Below are 15,759 nucleotides of genomic sequence, written 5' to 3' on the forward strand. Positions count from 1 at the left end.
CTTATGGGCCTTCAGGCCGATTCGCATTGCTTAAGAGAGATGCGCCGCGCTTGAGTTCCGTCATTGTTGCGTAGCGCGCTTGGCGCCCTCGCGCTGACGCAGGGCAAGCAGACTGCTGCCGACCACTAGCAAAGCGCCGACGATACTTAGGGCATCCGAGCGTTCATTCCAGATCAGCCAGCCCCACAAGGCTGCAAACACCACAACCAGATAATTGAAAGGCGCGACCTGGGCAGCCGGCGCCAACGCGTATGCGCGTGTCAGGCAAATCTGGGCCAGTGTCGCGCAGCCGCCTGCCATGGCCATGAGGAGCAGGGCGCGTGCATCAGGCATCTGCCACATCCATGGCAATGGCAGGGCTGAGATCAGCAGGCTCAGAGCAGTGAAATAGAACACGATGCGCAGCGCCGGTTCTGTGCGCGCCAGACGGCGGATGGCAACGAACGCCCCTGCCGCCATCACACCTGAGGCCAACCCGACCAAACCAACCCAGCCAGCTGCGGCCGGGTTGGAGGGGCGCAGAATCAGACTGACGCCGATAAAACCGACCAGCACCACCGGTATGAGACCAGCGCTTGGGCGCTCTTGCAGCCACAGCCAAGCGATAAAAGGCACATACAACGGTGTGGAATAGTTGAGCAACATGGCCTCGGCCAGCGGCATGTGTGCGATCGCAAAAAAGAAACAGTACATGGCCGATAATCCGATCACGCAGCGTGCGATATGCATGCCCAGACGCTCGGTGCGAAGCTTCGCTGCGCCGTGGCGCAACAGCACCGGAGCCAACGCAAGCAGGCCAAAAGCGTTGCGCAGAAACACCACCATAGCGTTATTCAACTCGGTTGCCGCAAATTTGATGGCAACCCCCATAAGGGCAAAGCAGAACGCTGCGCCGAGTCCAAAAAGGCCGGCGCGACGAATCGCAGAAACGGAAGAAAACGGGGATAGCGCGCGCTGTGGCATGATGGTGTTTTTGCCGCACTGCGGCCCTGTACCGACGATTTGATGCGCAAATGACCCAACGCAAAGCTGAGATTCTACTGGTAGAAGACAATGCCGCCGATGTTCGGCTGGCCGAAGAAATCTTCAAGGAGGGCGGACTCTCCTTCAATATGCAGGTCGCACGCGATGGTGAGCAGGCCTTGGCTATGCTCAGGCGTGAAGGTGAGCACGCAGATCTGATCATGCCGGACTTCGTCCTGCTGGATCTCAACTTGCCGCGTAAGGACGGTCGTGAAGTACTGGCCGAGATCAAACAGGATCCGAGGCTCAAACGCATCCCAGTGATGGTGCTGTCGACCTCGAATGCGCCGCGTGACGTGTTGACCTGCTACGAGCTGCAAGCCAACGCTTATATCTGCAAGCCTGTCGATCTGGACGAGTTCATTGATCTGGTCGAGTCCATCCAGGCATTCTGGATGCGCTTCGCAGAATTTCCGCCCAAGGACTAAGCATGGACAAGTTAATGGTGGCCATCGCCGCGTTCTACGGGATGTCAGGCGTTGCCATGGGTGCGTTTGCCGCGCACGCCCTGAAAAAACGCCTGGACGATTACGCCCTGGATATTATCCAGACCGCAACGCAGTATCAGATGATCCACGCGATCGCGATGCTGGCGATTGTGGCTCTGGCGCATGCGGGCAGCTTTGAATTGCGGACGCCGCTTTGGTGCTTCGTGATTGGCGTGGCTTTGTTCAGTGGCAGCCTCTACGTCCTGGCGTTGACCGGCATCAAACCGCTCGGCGCGATCACACCGATTGGCGGCGTACTTTTGCTGCTGGGATGGATTGTGTTGATCGTCAAAGCGGTTAAAGTCGCACCCAGCATCTAACCCGCATCTACGTCGCTGTGTGTTGAGCAATGAATTGCTCTGCCGCAGCGGGTGTGTCGAGTGCCTCCGGCAACGCCACGACCTGACATTCAATGGTGCAGGACATGTCGTCCGCAAGGACCTGAAGAATGCGAGCCACCACGTCTTCACCAGCTGAAGACGGTAACGTTGGCAACAACAGGGCGAAGCGCGCATTGCCAAGATAGGCGAGGGTATCGAGATTGTGCCGCGTGATGGTTCGCACCGCGCGTGCAAGCTCGATCAAACGCGCTTCGGCCGCATCCAGTCCCTTGTCAGCCACCACCTCAGCCACTTTCTCCATGTGCAAGATGACCACGCAAGATGAGGCTGCGCTGCCGCGTGCTCGCTCGGTTTCGTCACAAAGGCGGTTGTACAAGGCTTCGCGGCTAAAGCAGTCAAAACGGGTATCGATCAACTGCAAAGGGTAGTGCCCCTGCAAAGCGGCATCCATCTGGTGCCGCCATAACGCGCCACCAACCAGGCATACCAGCATCGCCGCGCCCATCAGCACGATGCGACTGCTTGCGGCCGCGGCGGGATCGAGAAACGGGCCACCAAGCGCACCCAGCGGATACAACACCTGGGTCCATTGCAAAATGCTGACCACAAGCCACGCCGCACAGATCACAAACGCGACGCTGAGCGCAGAGCGGCTGGGCAAAATGAAGAAAGAGGCCAGCACCATGGCGGGAAACAAAACCGCAAAGGGCCCGAATACACCACCGAAGAACTCATACAAGCCGGCCAGATGAAGGATCTCCCACAAACACACGGCAGCGGCCAGCATGCGTAATTTATTAAGGGCCTCACGCGGCGTGCGCCTGTACCAACCACGGAAGATCAAGGCAAGCGTCAGGATGCCGTTGGCGATCAGGGCTTCGACGAAAAGCAGCCAGAACACGCGGCTGCTGGCGGAACCCGTCGCAACCGCAGTAGACGACTGATCGAGCAAAGCCAGCATCAGCAGTAAGGCGCCCAGACCAACCCAGTTGAGCAGGCTTACGGTGCGCAGTACTGCCAGATAGTGCTCGGGCTGAGCGACTTTGCTGGGACTGTTTTGAAGTGTCTGCATAGTGTCGATCATCCCTTAGGGGCGGCAGTCCTTGGGCAGATGTTGTGGCGCGATATTGGGCGAGCTGCAGCGCCAACGCAGCACACTGCTATCGGCCGCAGTACTGGGCGTGAACAGCAGTTGCCCGAATTGAAGCCCAGGATCATCAAGGCTGACCTGGATAACGCCGTTTTCGATCACTTCGATGCCACTGACGTAACGCCCGGCATATTGGCCTGGGGCATCCAGCGCAACCGCGGCGTTGGATGCAGGCAGCTGGCCGGTTTGGGCCCAATGTTCATCCACCGCACGACGCACAGGCCCGACGATACCCAGCGCCTCACTCAGTTTGGCGCGGTTGGCGTAGTTCATATACGTCGGCAGCGCGATGACAAGAATGATGCCGATCACAAACACGATCGTCAGCAACTCAATCAGCGTAAAGCCGAGCGCTCGCGCGCGGCGATCCGACGAGAGCTTTGATGTAACGCGGGTATTGGCGTTGCCCGCAAACGATTCGACCACGACGGCACCTGTGGAATGATGGGCCAGAATCAATCAGTAAGCCCATCATCCCCAGGCGACGTAAAGTTATTGTGATTTTTGTCCTGCCAGATACAGCCAGGTGCTGAGCACCGTATCCGGGTTGAGCGACACTGACTCGATACCCTCGTCGAGCAGCCACTGCGCCAGATCAGGGTGATCCGACGGGCCCTGACCACAGATGCCGACATACTTGCCGGCTTTCTTGCAGGCCTGGATGGCCATGTGCAGCAGGGCTTTGACCGCCTCATTGCGCTCGTCGAACATGTGCGCGATCAGGCCGGAGTCACGGTCCAGGCCCAGCGCCAGCTGGGTCATGTCATTGGAGCCGATGGAGAAACCATCAAAGTGTTCCAGGAACTGATCGGCCAGCAGGGCATTGGACGGCAGCTCGCACATCATCATGATCTTCAGATCGTCCTTGCCGCGCTCCAGGCCAAACGACTTGAGGATGTCGATAACCTTCTGTGCGCCACTCACGGTGCGCACGAACGGCACCATGATCTGCATGTTGGTCAGGCCCATTTCCTCGCGTACATAACGCACCGCACGGCATTCCAGCTCAAAACAGGCCTGGAAGCTCGGATCGATATAGCGTGAGGCGCCACGGAAGCCGATCATCGGGTTCTCTTCGTGCGGCTCGTACTGGCGTCCACCAATCAGATTGGCGTATTCATTGGACTTGAAGTCGGACAAACGCACGATGACCGGTTCGGGTGCGAAAGCGGCCGCGATCGAAGCCATGCCCTCAGCCAGGCGTTTGACGTAGAAATCAACCGGATCGGCGTAAGGCGCCGACAGTTTGCCGATGGTCGATTGCAAATCCGGGCTTTGCTTGTCGAATTCAAGCAAGGCTTGGGGGTGCACACCGATCATGCGATTGATGATGAATTCCAGGCGCGCCAGCCCCACACCGGCATTGGGGATCGAGGCAAAGTCGAATGCGCGATCCGGATTGCCGACGTTCATCATGATTTTCAGCGGCACCGGCGGCATGTCGCCGAGATCAACCTCGTCCACGGCAAAATCAAGATTGCCCTCGTAAACGAAACCGGTATCACCTTCGGCACACGACACGGTGACCTCGTCGCCGTCTTTCAGCGTGGTGGTCGCATCGCCACAGCCCACAACGGCCGGAATGCCCAGTTCACGCGCGATGATCGCAGCGTGACAGGTGCGCCCGCCGCGGTTGGTGACGATGGCGGCGCAGCGCTTCATCACCGGCTCCCAATCCGGGTCGGTCATGTCGGTGACCAGCACATCGCCAGGTTGTACGCGCGCCATTTCCGAAATGTCGCTGACATTGCGAATCACGCCGGCTCCGATCTTCTGGCCAATGGCGCGCCCCTCACTGAGCACCGCGCTGCGACGCGACAGGCGGTAACGCTGCAGGCTGCCCGAACCGGCGCGGCTCTTCACCGTTTCCGGGCGGGCCTGAAGAATGTAGAGCTTGCCGTCGATGCCGTCCTTGCCCCATTCGATGTCCATCGGACGACCGTAATGCTGCTCGATGGTTAGGGCCTGCTGGGCCAGTGCCTCGGCTTCCTCATCGTTGAGGCTGAGCAAAACACGCTGATCCGCCGGCACGTCGACAAATTCGACCGTCTTGCCCAGGCTGCGATCCGCGGTGTAAACCATCTGCGTGGCCTTGGCGCCGACATTGCGACGCAGGATGGCCGGGCGATTGGCGCGCAGATTGGGCTTGTAAACGTAGAACTCGTCAGGATTCACCGCGCCCTGAACCACGCCTTCACCCAGACCAAAGGCCGAAGTGATGAACACCACATCCTGGAAGCCGGATTCGGTGTCGATGGTGAACATCACGCCGGATGCGCCCTTGTCCGAACGCACCATGCGCTGGATACCGGCCGACAGCGCAACCTGCTCGTGCGCAAAGCCCTGATGCACGCGGTAGGAGATCGCGCGGTCGTTGTACAGCGAGGCAAACACTTCCTTGATCGCGGCCAGCACGTTGTCCAGGCCGTTGACGTTGAGGAAGGTTTCCTGCTGGCCGGCAAACGAGGCTTCCGGCAAATCTTCCGCGGTGGCCGAGGAACGCACCGCAACGGACACGCCTTGCTCGCCGGCGAGCTGCGCATAGGCTTCGCGGATATCCGCATCCAGCTTGGCCGGGAAGGGCTGGTCCATCACCCACTGACGGATGGTCTTGCCTGTCTGCGCCAGGGCAACCACGTCTTCCGGGTCGAGTTTGGCCAGCTCGCTCTGAATCCGATCGGCCAGACCGTCATGGTTGAGAAACTCACGGTACGCATCCGCGGTGGTGGCAAAACCATCCGGCACACTCACGCCAGCTGATGCCAGATTGGAAATCATCTCGCCCAGGGAGGCATTCTTGCCGCCCACGCGCTCGACATCACCCATGCCCAGCTCACGAAACCAGATTACGTACTTGTTATCCACGAGTTACCTCTAGATGATGGTGTGTGTTGCGGCCTTCGCGACGTCATCTGCCACCACTGCGAGTAACACCCGACATGCCGAAAAAACGCAAAGTGTTTTTTCTTTCCGACCGTACCGGCATCACTGCAGAAACGCTGGGCAACAGTTTGTTGTCCCAGTTCGATGACATCGAGTTCCAGCGCACAACGCTTCCGTTTATCAATTCGCCGGAAAAAGCCCGGGCCACAGTTGAGACCATCAACCTGGCTGCGAGCAACGGCGAGCCCGTCATTATATTCAGTACGACGGTCAACAACGAAATCCGCAGCATCCTGCGCCAGTCCCAGGCGAGCTTTTTTGACCCGTTTGACAGCTATGTCCCGGAGTTGGAAAAGGTTTTGCAGGAGAAGTCGCTGCACGTCGAAGGGCGCGCTCACGGCATGCCGGACGTCGGACGCTACGAATCGCGCATCGACGCGATGAATTTTTCCATGCATCACGACGATGGTCAGACCCGCAAGGGTCTGGAGCGCGCAGATGTGATCGTGCTCGCGCCATCGCGCTGCGGCAAGACACCGGTGTGCCTGTACATGGCGCTGCAGCATGGTTTGTTCTGCGCCAACTACCCACTGACCGAGGACGACATGGAAACCCGTCGTCTGCCGGAACATTTGATGGAGTTCCGGCACAAGCTGTTTGGCCTGATTCTCAGCGCCGAGCGTTTGCAACAAATCCGCGAGGAGCGCCGCCCGGGCAGCCGTTATGCCTCGTTGCAACAGTGCCTGTTCGAGCTCAACGAAGCCGAGCAGATGTACCGCCGCTTCGCCATCCCGTTTGTGGATTCCACGGCCATGTCGATCGAGGAAATTGCCACCCTGATCATGCATGAGAAGGGCCTGCGCAGGCAGACATTCTGATGACAATTCTGGATTTACCCAACTGGGAACATCTTGGCCGCCCGCGCAGTTTTGCCGGCTTGATGAATCTGTGGGAAAGCAATTTCCAGCGCATGCAACGGCTGCTGCCGGACCTTAATTTGAAGGTCGATCAGGCGCGCTCGATCAGCCAGTCGGATTCCCCGCTGTATCTCGACATCCTGGAACGCAATCCCTACACCTTGACCCTGATGCTGACCTACCGGCTGGCGGATCAGACCGAGACCCCACGCCTGCGCGTGCGCATTTATCGCGATGCCGGGGTCGCCCAGGCCATGGATGCCGAGCCGGCCGAATTCGGCGAGAACCTGGACCGGCAATGGGAGCGCAATCTGTTGCTCAACAAATGGTTGGATTACTGCCTGGAGCATGGCCACGGCTTTGCCTTGGCCGACCACGTTTCGTAGGGCGGCTCGGTCAGCGCTTGCGCAGAATGTCAGCGACCTGGATGGTCGATGACAAGCGATACATGGATGTGCTTGAGCGCGTCTGCGCAAGCGCTGACCGGGCCGTGAGACGGCCCAGATTAGCGGCCGCCAATCAAATCCAGAAGCTCCCGCGTTTTGGTCTCAACCAGCGCCTTGTCGGCGCGGCTTTCCACATTCAGGCGAATCACCGGCTCGGTGTTGCTGGCGCGCAAATTGAAGCGCCAGTTGGCAAACTCCACGCTCAGGCCATCGACGCGGCTGACTGCCTTGGCCTCGCCGCTGTAGCGCTCCGCCACACGCTCGATGGTCGATTTGGCATCGTCCACGGTGCGGTTAATTTCGCCGCTCGACGGGTAGGCTGCGATGCGCTCCGAAACCAGAGTGGACAAGCCGGCGGCGCGCTGACTGACCAGTGCCGCGACCATCAGCCATGGAATGTTGCCGTTGTCGCAGTACGCGAAATCACGGAAATAATGATGCGCGCTCATCTCGCCGCCATAGATGGCATTGTTGTCGCGCATGATCTGCTTGATGAAGGCATGACCGGTGCGCGCTTCAATGGCCTGGCCGCCAGCGGCCTCGACAATATCGATGGTGTTCCAGGTCATGCGCACGTCGTAGATCACATTGGAACCCGGATGTGTCTCCAGCAAAGCCTGGGCAAGCAGACCAACGATGTAGTAGCCCTCGATGAACTCACCGTGCTCGTCGAACAGGAAGCAACGGTCGAAATCACCGTCCCAGGCGACACCGAAATCCGCCTGGTGCGCACGCACCGCATCGGCAGTGGCCTGGCGGTTCTCCGGCAGAAGCGGGTTGGGGATGCCATTGGGGAAACGCCCATCCGGTTCATGCTGGATGCGAATAAACTCAAACGGCAGGTGAGGGGCCAACGCATCCACGATCGCCCCGGCCGGACCGTTGCCGGCATTGACCACGATGCGCAGCGGCTTGAGCTCGAAGTCGGCCACGTAGCCGAGCAGGTGCTGGATATAGGCCTCGCGATGGGCCAGCGGTTTGAGCTGCGGTGCGTGTGCCGGGCAGTTCGTGTCATCGACGGCAACCAGCGCTTCGATCTCGCCCAGGCCGCTGTCTGCACCGATGGGGCGTGACTGCTCACGCACCAGCTTCATGCCGTTGTAATCCATGGGATTGTGGCTGGCCGTGGTCATGATGCCGCCGTCCATGGCGTATTCAAAGGTCGCGAAATAGACCTCCTCGGTGCCACACAGTCCGATGTCGTAAACCTCGACGCCCTGATCAATCAAACCGAGCGCGACCGCATCACTGAGTTCTTTGCTGGTCAGGCGTACATCCTGTCCCAGCACAACTTTTTCGGGCTTGATGACTTGCGCGTAGGCGCGGCCGATACGCCAGGCGATATCACGATTGATTTCGTCGCCCAGACGTCCACGGATGTCATAGGCCTTGAAGGCCGGCAGCTTACTCACACAATGTCCTTGTCCGACCGTGGTCGGCATTCATGATTTGTTCAAACGGTATTTGCGCACCAGGGTGCGCAACTGATCGTAGCTCAAGCCCAGCGCCTGCGCGGTCTGCCCCTGATGATGGTGATGATCGGCCAGGGCTTTTTTCAGCACATCCACTTCCTGCTCTTCCATGAAGGCCTTGAGATCGAAAGGGTAACGCGGCAGTGCAACAGCCTCTTGTGTTTGCGTGCTGGTTTGTGACTGGGTCTGCGGTCGATAGGGCGATGCAAACGGGTCAAAGATCAGGTGGCGCAGTGGTCTGTCGGCGGCCTCGTGCCGATACACCGAGCGCTCGACCACATTGCGCAGTTCACGCACATTGCCCGGCCAGGCGTAGTCGAGCAGGGCGGCCTGCGCCCCCGGGGCAAACCCGGCGAACACGTCGCGCTCCAGTTCGCTGGTCATGTGCTGCGCAAACTGCTCGGCCAGCAGCAGAATGTCATCGCGTCGCGCCCGCAGCGGCGGCAAGGTCACTACGTCAAAGCTCAGGCGGTCCAGCAAGTCGCCACGAAAGCGGCCCTGTTCCACCGCGCGCGGCAAATCCTCGTTGGTGGCGCCGATCACCCGCACCGAGATCTTGCGCGTTTCACTACTGCCCAGCGGTTCGAATTCGCCGTATTCGATCACCCGCAGCACTTTTTCCTGCAAGCGCGACGACATGGTCGCCAGCTCATCCAGAAACAGACTGCCGCCATCGGCAGCCTCGAAGCGTCCAGGACGGGCGCGCTGAGCGCCGGTGAAGGCGCCGGGCACGTGGCCAAACAGTTCGGCATCCAGCAGGTCTTCGCTCAGTGCTGCGCAATTGAGCTTGAGGAAGGGCTTGTCCCAGCGCGGTGAAAGATAGTGGATGCGTGCGGCGAACAACTCCTTGCCTGTGCCGCGCTCACCGATCACCAGGGCGGAGCGCTCAAGCTCGGCCAGGCGCGAGGCCGCTTCGACAGCCTCGAGAAAGGCCTCGGATTCTCCGAGCAGGACAGGCAAAGGACTTGTTGGCATGGGTTGAAATTACCACTTATTGGTTTTATTCACCACAACGTGTTGGCTCACCGCTCGCTAGAAAATATTTTTTCTCTATATTTCAATCGCTTAAGCGCCCAGCAAAAGTTGGCACGCCGCTTGTTATCTCTATGCCAAGAACATCACCAGCAGGAGATCAACATGGGCAAGCTCACCACACTTCGCATCATCGGCCTGGCCAGCATTCTGGGCCTTGCGCCGCTGACCGCGGCCGCACAGTCGGTCGATGACGACACCATCATGCGCATCAAGCATGAACTGACATCCAGCATCCCGGTGGGTGGGGTGATCGCACTCGAGCAGCTGCGTGATGCGCGAAATCTCGCATCCGAAACCCCGCTGACCGCCGCCACGCGGCCGCAGCCTACCCAGCAGCCGCATCCGGCCGCTACTATCGAACACCTGTAACGGAGAGCCTCATGGGCGTTTATTCACGACTTTCGGACATCGTCAACTCGAATGTCCACGCATTACTCGACAAGGCCGAAGATCCGGCCAAGATGGTTCGCCTGATCATCCAGGAGATGGAAGACACCCTGGTTGAGGTGCGCTCGGCCTCGGTCAAGACCCTGGCTCGGCAGAAGGAAATCAACCGCGAACTCAAGCAATTCAATGAGGGCATCGCGGAATGGGAAGCCAAGGCCGAACTGGCCATGAGCAAAGACCGCGAAGATCTGGCCCGCGGCGCGCTGATGTACAAGAACCAGCTGGTCGAAAAGCGTGACCTGCTGGCCGAAGAGCAGCAGATCGCCAAGGAACAGGTGGAAAAGCTGGATTCCGATATTCGCCAGCTCAATGCCAAGCTCAAGGACGCCAAGGCGCGCCAGCGCAGCCTGCTGATGCGCAAGGACAATGCCGGCACCCGCCTCAAGGCCAAGCAACAGATGGACGATGCACGCCTGGATGATGCGCGCACCAAGTTCGAAGCTTTTGAGCGTCGCATTGAAGGCCTGGAGGCACAGGTCGAGGCCGAGGAACTGGGCCAGGGTGACGATCTGGAGAAAGCATTCTCAGAGCTGGAAGCAAACGACGAAGTGGAGGCCGAACTGGCCCGTCTGCGCAAAAAGCTTAAGCCTGAAGCCGATTCCTGAGATCATCTTGCCAATCATCCCAAAGAGAACATAAATGGACGTTGCATCGGAGCTTCTATTTGTGCCGGCGGTGCTGTTCCTGGTCATCGTGGTGCCCTTGTGGCTGGTGTTTCACTACATGACCATCTGGAAACGCGACCGCCGCCAGCAGAAACTCGAAAATTCCAGCCATTCCGACCTGCATGCAAAGGCGGACCTGATGGAAGAACGTCTGGACGCGATTGAAAAACTTCTCGATGTGGATACGCCCGACTGGAGGTCGCGCACATGAGTATTTTCAAAGAACTGTCAGAAATCCGCCGCGATCCCGACAACGGCATCCTGTTCGGGGTTTGCGCCGGACTCGCTGATTATTACGGCTGGCGCCGCCGCACCACGCGTCTGGTGGTTTTCCTGCTGGCCTTCTTCATCAACTGGCCGATCATTCTGGCCTACGCCATTTCGGTGTTCGTGTTCCCCACGGTGGATGAGAAGCTGCCCACGCCGAAACGCGGGCAGGGCGCAACAAAACAGGCTACCGACGCTGAGCCTGCACGCCCTCGTTACAATGGCCCGCTGCGCGAGCGCTATGCGCGTATCGAACGCCGCATGCGCCGCGTCGAGGCCTATCTGCACGGCAATGAACATCAGCTGCGCGCCGCATTTCGGGATCTGGAGACCGGATGAGTTCAACACCTGAGCAACATCAGAAAACGGTGGCCGAGTCTGCCGTCAGCGAACAGATTTACAAGATCTTTCCGAATGATTTGAACTACAACGGCAATGTGTTCGGCGGGCTGATCATGGCCCAGATGGACCGCATTGCGGTTGTCGTGGCCGAGCGCCATTCCGGCAAGCTGTGCGTCACCGTGGGGGTCGACGCGGTGCAATTCATCCAGCCGGCCACCGGTGCCGACACGCTGATCTATTCGGCATCCTGCAACCGCGCCTGGAACACCTCGATGGAAATCGGCGTCAAGGTCATGGCCGAGCTGTCACGCAGCGGCGCACGCCGACATATCCTGTCGGCCTACCTGACCTTCATCGCGCTGGATGACAACGACAAGCCCAGCCCGGTCCCGGCGGTGGTGCCGCACAGTGAAGCCGAAGTCCACCGTTTTCAGGAAGCCGCACTGCGACGAGAAGCACGCTTGGCCCACGCACATGAGCTACAGCGCGTACGCGCCGCGCGCGCGAACAACCCCGCCGCGCACTAGAGACCAAGCCAGCAGCCCGGGCGCCATGTAAAATGCGCCGCTCATTTGCCACACAGTCAATGCCATGAGCACTCTGGTCCTGCTTCGCCACGGTCAAAGCCAGTGGAATCTAGAAAATCGTTTCACCGGTTGGGTTGATGTCGACCTGACCGAACAGGGCCGGGCCGAAGCGGTTGCCGCTGGGCAACTGATGAAGGCCGAAGGCCTGCATTTCGATGTGGCCTTCACCTCGGTGCTCAAGCGGGCGATCCGCACACTGTGGACCGCGCTGGACGAGATGGATGCGATGTGGCTGCCGGTGCAACGCTCGTGGCGACTGAACGAGCGCCATTACGGCGCACTGCAGGGCCTGAACAAGGCCGAAACGGCCGCCCAGCACGGCGAAGACCAAGTCAAGATCTGGCGTCGCTCCTACGACGTGCCGCCTCCGGAAATGCCGACCAGCGATGCCGGTCACCCGGTGCATGATGCCCGCTATGCCAGTCTCGACAACCGCGTGCTGCCAGGTACCGAGTCGCTCAAACTGACCCTCGAGCGGGTTCTGCCGTTCTGGTTCGACGCCATCGCCCCTGAGCTTAAGCAGGGCCGCAATGTGCTGGTCACGGCGCATGGCAACAGTCTGCGCGCGCTGTACAAGTTCCTCAATCAGGTGTCGGACGAAGACATCCTGGAGGTCAACATTCCCACCGGCATGCCGCTCAAGTTCGAACTGGACGACGAGCTGAACGTTGTGCAGTTCGGCTATCTGGGCGATGCCGATGCCGTGGCCAAAGCGGCGGCAGCGGTCGCCAACCAGGGCAAAGCCTGAGCCACAGCATGCGCATCGCCTACATTGGCCTGGGTGTCATGGGCGGCCCGATGGCGGCACATCTGTGCTCCGCCGGGCATACGCTGCGGGTCTACAACCGCACCCGCAGCAAAGCCGAAGCGTGGCAACAGCGTCACGGCGGCCAGGTCTGTGACAGCCCCGCGCAGGCCGCCGAGCAGGCTGATGTGCTGATCACCTGTGTTGGCAATGACGATGATCTGCGCGAGGTTTGCCTGGCGGCAGCACACGGCGCCTACGCCAGCCTGCCATCCGGCGCTCTGCACATCGACCACACCACCAGCTCGGCGCAACTTGCCCGCGAGCTGGACAGCCAGGCGCGCAGCCACGGCCTGCGTTTCGTCGACGCACCGGTGTCCGGCGGACAGGCCGGCGCCGAGAACGGCGCACTCAGCATCATGTGTGGCGGCACGCAGGGCGACTACCAGGCCGCGGCTGCGGTGTTCGGCGTCTATGCGGCCAGCCATGCCTTGATCGGCCCCAGCGGCAGCGGCCAGCTGACCAAAATGGTCAACCAGATCTGTGTGGCCGGGGTGGTACAGGGACTGGCTGAAGGTCTGAAGTTTGGTGAGCGTGCCGGTCTCGACATGAGCCAGGTGCTGAGCGTCATCGAAAACGGCGCCGCCAGCTCTTGGCAGATGAAAAACCGCGGACACAGCATGCTGGAGCGCGCATTCGACTTCGGTTTCGCCATCGACTGGATGCGCAAGGACCTGGGCATCGTGGCGGCCGAGGCCGAGCAGCTCGGCGCCGCGCTGCCCATCACACGCCAGATTCAGCGCTATTACGATGAACTCAGTGCGGCCGGGCGTGGGCGTCAGGACACCTCGGTGCTGATTGCGCGCCTGGACAACGACGACGAGACGGCATGAGCAAAGCCTTTGAAGATGCGGCGTTCATGCATGGCGAGGATGCGCGCCCGCTGCGCATCCTGGCTGAGTATCTGGAGCCCAAGCAGCGCCTGCGCGACAACCGCATTGAGCGCGCCATCACCTTCTGGGGCTCGGCGCGCATTCAGGCCGGCGATGACCGCGTCGGCGACGGTCGCGACTACTACGGCATGGCCAGTGATCTGGGCAAACGTCTGGCCGAGTGGACCATGCACACGCATGACAGCGGGCAGCGCTACCACGTCCTGACCGGCGGCGGCCCGGGCATCATGGAGGCGGCACACGCCGGCGCCGCTGAGGTCAATGCGCGGCTCAACGTGGGCTTCAACATTTCACTGCCGTTCGAACAGCGCGCCAACCCCTATATTCCGGACGATCAGGTCTTCGAGTTCCATTACTTCTTCACCCGCAAGTTCTGGTTTCTCAACCTGTCGGCCGCACTGGTGATTTTCCCCGGCGGCTTCGGCACTTTGGACGAGTTGTTCGAGTTGCTGACCCTGACCCAGACCGGCAAAACCCACGCGCGCCCGATCGTGCTGTTCGGGGAAAGTTACTGGCGCGAGGTGATCAATCTGGAGGCGCTGGCGCGCCAGGCGCTGATCGCGACCAAGGACCTGGAGCTGGTGCGCCACGTGGACTGTGTGGACCGGGCGTTTGACATCCTGACCCACAGCTTGCAGTAGACCCGGTTCAAGCGTCGCTGGCGGCGGTTGCAATCGCCATCGCCAATTCCAGCGCCTGCTCGCCGTTCAGACGTGGATCGACCTGCGAGCGGTAACGCTGTTTGAGATCTTCGGCGCTCAGCGCACGTGCGCCACCAGTACACTCGGTGACATTCTCGCCGGTCAGCTCCAGATGCACGCCGCCCAGGCGGCTGCCCAGCTGTCGGTGCACCCGGAAGGCGGCCAGCAACTCACCCAGCACATGGGCGAAATCACGGGTTTTGAGGCCATCCCCGGTGGTTTGGGTGTTGCCATGCATGGGATCGCACAACCACAAAGCCGGGTGACCACTGGCGGCCACCGCTTCGATCAAACCAGGCAACTCATCTTCAATCCGCGCATGACCAAAGCGATGGATCAAGACCAGACGCCCCGGTGTGCGCTGCGGGTCGAGCAGGGACAGCAGACGCAGCACATCATCAGTCGACAGCCCCGGCCCCAGCTTGACCCCGACCGGATTGGCAATGCCACGACAGTATTCGACATGCGCACCGTCGGGCTGGGCCGTGCGCATGCCGATCCACGGCATGTGACATCCCAGGTTGTAGTGATCGGGACCAACAGCGTGGGTCAGGGCAGCCTCATACTCCATGACCAGCGCTTCGTGCGAGCTGAACAGCTGAATCCGATCCAGGTGAGCCAGCCGCTGACCGGAAAGGGTTTCGAAATAGCCCACCGCATTTTCGATCTCGGCGACCAGACGGGCATATGCCTGGGCATGAGGGGTGTGCTGCATCCACGCCAGATCCCAGTTTTCCGGGTGGTGCAAATCTGCAAAACCACCGTCGATCAGGGCGCGTACATGATTGAGACTGAGCGCAGCCAGGGCATGACCTTCAAGCAGGCGCAGCGGCTGCGGCGTGCGCGCCTCGGCGGTAAATTCCGGCGCATTGACCAAATCGCCACGAAAACTCGGCAGTTCGACACCGTCGCGGGTTTCGGTGTCGGCCGAACGTGGCTTGGCGTACTGGCCTGCAAAACGGCCTATTCGCACCACCCGCTGTTTGAGCCCGTGGGTCAATACCAGACTCATCTGCAACAGCACACGCAAGCGATTGGCAATGATGTCGCCACGGCATTCGTCAAACGACTCGGCGCAATCACCGCCTTGAAGCACAAAACATTCGCCGCGTGCAGCGGCCGCAAGTTCCGCGCGCAGCGTGTCGATCTCGCCCGAGGTCACCAGCGGCGGACGCAGGGCCAGCGTATCGGTGGCGCGCTTGAGCGCATCGGCGTCCGGATAGCTTGGCTGTTGCAGGATAGGGCGATCACGCCAGCTGTGAGGTGTCCAGAGAGACATGCGCAGGTTCGTTCAATG

At 60.4% G+C, this 15,759-nt stretch carries 19 protein-coding genes; 12 read left to right on the top strand and 7 right to left on the bottom strand.

The window, feature by feature from the left end:
• Positions 1–60 precede the first annotated feature (60 nt).
• On the bottom strand, positions 61–963 hold the full coding sequence (locus ATO7_RS12835) for a DMT family transporter (RefSeq protein ID WP_083562298.1): 903 nt from the start codon (positions 961–963) through the stop codon (positions 61–63).
• Positions 964–1,013: 50 nt separating this feature from the next.
• On the opposite strand from ATO7_RS12835, the gene ATO7_RS12840 reads away from it, so the two are divergent.
• Positions 1,014–1,451 carry a response regulator gene (locus ATO7_RS12840; RefSeq protein ID WP_083562300.1) on the top strand — a complete coding sequence of 146 codons (438 nt, stop codon included), beginning with the start codon at positions 1,014–1,016 and terminating at the stop codon, positions 1,449–1,451.
• 2 nt (positions 1,452–1,453) lie between these two features.
• Entirely contained in the window at positions 1,454–1,831 is a 378-nt protein-coding gene (locus ATO7_RS12845; RefSeq protein ID WP_083562302.1) for a DUF423 domain-containing protein, read from the top strand.
• A 7-nt stretch (positions 1,832–1,838) separates the two neighbouring features.
• Here ATO7_RS12845 and ATO7_RS12850 read toward each other — a convergent pair whose 3' ends face one another.
• The 3 genes from ATO7_RS12850 to ppsA all read right to left on the bottom strand — a co-directional run bounded on the left by ATO7_RS12850 (position 1,839) and on the right by ppsA (position 5,867).
• Positions 1,839–2,924 (bottom strand): diguanylate cyclase domain-containing protein, encoded by a 1,086-nt coding sequence (locus ATO7_RS12850; RefSeq protein ID WP_158523208.1) that lies wholly within the window; start codon positions 2,922–2,924, stop codon positions 1,839–1,841.
• 15 nt (positions 2,925–2,939) lie between these two features.
• Complete coding sequence (locus ATO7_RS12855; protein ID WP_146680342.1) at positions 2,940–3,428, bottom strand: pilin; 489 nt, start codon at positions 3,426–3,428, stop codon at positions 2,940–2,942.
• Positions 3,429–3,494: 66 nt separating this feature from the next.
• A complete protein-coding gene (gene ppsA, locus ATO7_RS12860) occupies positions 3,495–5,867 on the bottom strand; it encodes a phosphoenolpyruvate synthase (protein WP_083562308.1) in 2,373 nt (790 codons plus the stop codon).
• A gap of 74 nt (positions 5,868–5,941) precedes the next feature.
• Between ppsA and ppsR the strand changes: the two genes are divergently transcribed.
• Both ppsR and ATO7_RS12870 read left to right on the top strand, forming a co-directional pair.
• Positions 5,942–6,763 (top strand): posphoenolpyruvate synthetase regulatory kinase/phosphorylase PpsR, encoded by an 822-nt coding sequence (gene ppsR / locus ATO7_RS12865; protein ID WP_083562309.1) that lies wholly within the window; start codon positions 5,942–5,944, stop codon positions 6,761–6,763.
• The gene (locus tag ATO7_RS12870) at positions 6,763–7,188 is read left to right on the top strand and encodes a DUF1249 domain-containing protein (RefSeq protein ID WP_206044922.1); all 426 of its coding nucleotides are present in this window, start codon (positions 6,763–6,765) and stop codon (positions 7,186–7,188) included. Before ppsR ends, ATO7_RS12870 begins: the two co-directional genes overlap by 1 nt.
• Before the next feature lie 119 nt (positions 7,189–7,307).
• Here ATO7_RS12870 and ATO7_RS12875 read toward each other — a convergent pair whose 3' ends face one another.
• Together ATO7_RS12875 and pspF are read right to left on the bottom strand one after the other, a co-directional pair.
• Entirely contained in the window at positions 7,308–8,660 is a 1,353-nt protein-coding gene (locus ATO7_RS12875) for a phosphohexomutase domain-containing protein (protein WP_083562897.1), read from the bottom strand.
• Positions 8,661–8,690: 30 nt separating this feature from the next.
• Entirely contained in the window at positions 8,691–9,695 is a 1,005-nt protein-coding gene (gene pspF, locus ATO7_RS12880) for a phage shock protein operon transcriptional activator (protein WP_083562311.1), read from the bottom strand.
• Between the two features lie 162 nt (positions 9,696–9,857).
• On the opposite strand from pspF, the gene ATO7_RS12885 reads away from it, so the two are divergent.
• From ATO7_RS12885 to ATO7_RS12920, 8 genes are all read left to right on the top strand, one after another.
• Positions 9,858–10,124 carry a hypothetical protein gene (locus tag ATO7_RS12885; RefSeq protein WP_083562313.1) on the top strand — a complete coding sequence of 89 codons (267 nt, stop codon included), beginning with the start codon at positions 9,858–9,860 and terminating at the stop codon, positions 10,122–10,124.
• 11 nt (positions 10,125–10,135) lie between these two features.
• Positions 10,136–10,807: a phage shock protein PspA gene (gene pspA / locus ATO7_RS12890; protein WP_083562315.1), complete on the top strand. Its 672-nt coding sequence runs from the start codon at positions 10,136–10,138 to the stop codon at positions 10,805–10,807.
• A gap of 34 nt (positions 10,808–10,841) precedes the next feature.
• Complete coding sequence (pspB, locus tag ATO7_RS12895) at positions 10,842–11,078, top strand: envelope stress response membrane protein PspB (protein ID WP_083562316.1); 237 nt, start codon at positions 10,842–10,844, stop codon at positions 11,076–11,078.
• Positions 11,075–11,473: a PspC domain-containing protein gene (locus ATO7_RS12900; protein WP_083562318.1), complete on the top strand. Its 399-nt coding sequence runs from the start codon at positions 11,075–11,077 to the stop codon at positions 11,471–11,473. The genes pspB and ATO7_RS12900 overlap by 4 nt, the downstream gene beginning before the upstream one ends.
• Positions 11,470–12,003 carry an acyl-CoA thioesterase gene (locus ATO7_RS12905; protein ID WP_083562320.1) on the top strand — a complete coding sequence of 178 codons (534 nt, stop codon included), beginning with the start codon at positions 11,470–11,472 and terminating at the stop codon, positions 12,001–12,003. The genes ATO7_RS12900 and ATO7_RS12905 overlap by 4 nt, the downstream gene beginning before the upstream one ends.
• Before the next feature lie 73 nt (positions 12,004–12,076).
• Positions 12,077–12,811 carry a 2,3-diphosphoglycerate-dependent phosphoglycerate mutase gene (gene gpmA / locus ATO7_RS12910; protein ID WP_407938470.1) on the top strand — a complete coding sequence of 245 codons (735 nt, stop codon included), beginning with the start codon at positions 12,077–12,079 and terminating at the stop codon, positions 12,809–12,811.
• 8 nt (positions 12,812–12,819) lie between these two features.
• Positions 12,820–13,701 (top strand): NAD(P)-dependent oxidoreductase, encoded by an 882-nt coding sequence (locus ATO7_RS12915; RefSeq protein ID WP_083562325.1) that lies wholly within the window; start codon positions 12,820–12,822, stop codon positions 13,699–13,701.
• On the top strand, positions 13,698–14,402 hold the full coding sequence (locus ATO7_RS12920; protein ID WP_083562327.1) for an LOG family protein: 705 nt from the start codon (positions 13,698–13,700) through the stop codon (positions 14,400–14,402). Before ATO7_RS12915 ends, ATO7_RS12920 begins: the two co-directional genes overlap by 4 nt.
• Positions 14,403–14,409: 7 nt before the next feature.
• On the opposite strand, the gene ATO7_RS12925 is transcribed toward ATO7_RS12920, so the two are convergent.
• Positions 14,410–15,741: a 3-deoxy-7-phosphoheptulonate synthase class II gene (locus tag ATO7_RS12925; protein ID WP_083562328.1), complete on the bottom strand. Its 1,332-nt coding sequence runs from the start codon at positions 15,739–15,741 to the stop codon at positions 14,410–14,412.
• Positions 15,742–15,759: the final 18 nt, after the last annotated feature.

This window comes from Oceanococcus atlanticus (genome assembly GCF_002088235.1).
GTDB lineage: Bacteria > Pseudomonadota > Gammaproteobacteria > Nevskiales > Oceanococcaceae > Oceanococcus > Oceanococcus atlanticus.

What these genes read in the sequence shown, in the direction of transcription:
- ATO7_RS12915 (WP_083562325.1), top strand. Translation starts at nt 12,820, where the DNA reads ATGCGCATCGCCTACATTGGCCTGGGTGTCATGGGCGGCCCGATGGCG.
- ATO7_RS12925 (WP_083562328.1), bottom strand. Translation starts at nt 15,741, where the DNA reads ATGTCTCTCTGGACACCTCACAGCTGGCGTGATCGCCCTATCCTGCAA.
- ATO7_RS12850 (WP_158523208.1), bottom strand. Translation starts at nt 2,924, where the DNA reads ATGCAGACACTTCAAAACAGTCCCAGCAAAGTCGCTCAGCCCGAGCAC.
- ATO7_RS12885 (WP_083562313.1), top strand. Translation starts at nt 9,858, where the DNA reads ATGGGCAAGCTCACCACACTTCGCATCATCGGCCTGGCCAGCATTCTG.
- pspA (WP_083562315.1), top strand. Translation starts at nt 10,136, where the DNA reads ATGGGCGTTTATTCACGACTTTCGGACATCGTCAACTCGAATGTCCAC.
- ATO7_RS12840 (WP_083562300.1), top strand. Translation starts at nt 1,014, where the DNA reads ATGACCCAACGCAAAGCTGAGATTCTACTGGTAGAAGACAATGCCGCC.
- pspF (WP_083562311.1), bottom strand. Translation starts at nt 9,695, where the DNA reads ATGCCAACAAGTCCTTTGCCTGTCCTGCTCGGAGAATCCGAGGCCTTT.
- ATO7_RS12835 (WP_083562298.1), bottom strand. Translation starts at nt 963, where the DNA reads ATGCCACAGCGCGCGCTATCCCCGTTTTCTTCCGTTTCTGCGATTCGT.
- ATO7_RS12920 (WP_083562327.1), top strand. Translation starts at nt 13,698, where the DNA reads ATGAGCAAAGCCTTTGAAGATGCGGCGTTCATGCATGGCGAGGATGCG.
- pspB (WP_083562316.1), top strand. Translation starts at nt 10,842, where the DNA reads ATGGACGTTGCATCGGAGCTTCTATTTGTGCCGGCGGTGCTGTTCCTG.
- ATO7_RS12870 (WP_206044922.1), top strand. Translation starts at nt 6,763, where the DNA reads ATGACAATTCTGGATTTACCCAACTGGGAACATCTTGGCCGCCCGCGC.
- ppsR (WP_083562309.1), top strand. Translation starts at nt 5,942, where the DNA reads ATGCCGAAAAAACGCAAAGTGTTTTTTCTTTCCGACCGTACCGGCATC.
- ATO7_RS12905 (WP_083562320.1), top strand. Translation starts at nt 11,470, where the DNA reads ATGAGTTCAACACCTGAGCAACATCAGAAAACGGTGGCCGAGTCTGCC.
- ATO7_RS12900 (WP_083562318.1), top strand. Translation starts at nt 11,075, where the DNA reads ATGAGTATTTTCAAAGAACTGTCAGAAATCCGCCGCGATCCCGACAAC.
- ATO7_RS12845 (WP_083562302.1), top strand. Translation starts at nt 1,454, where the DNA reads ATGGACAAGTTAATGGTGGCCATCGCCGCGTTCTACGGGATGTCAGGC.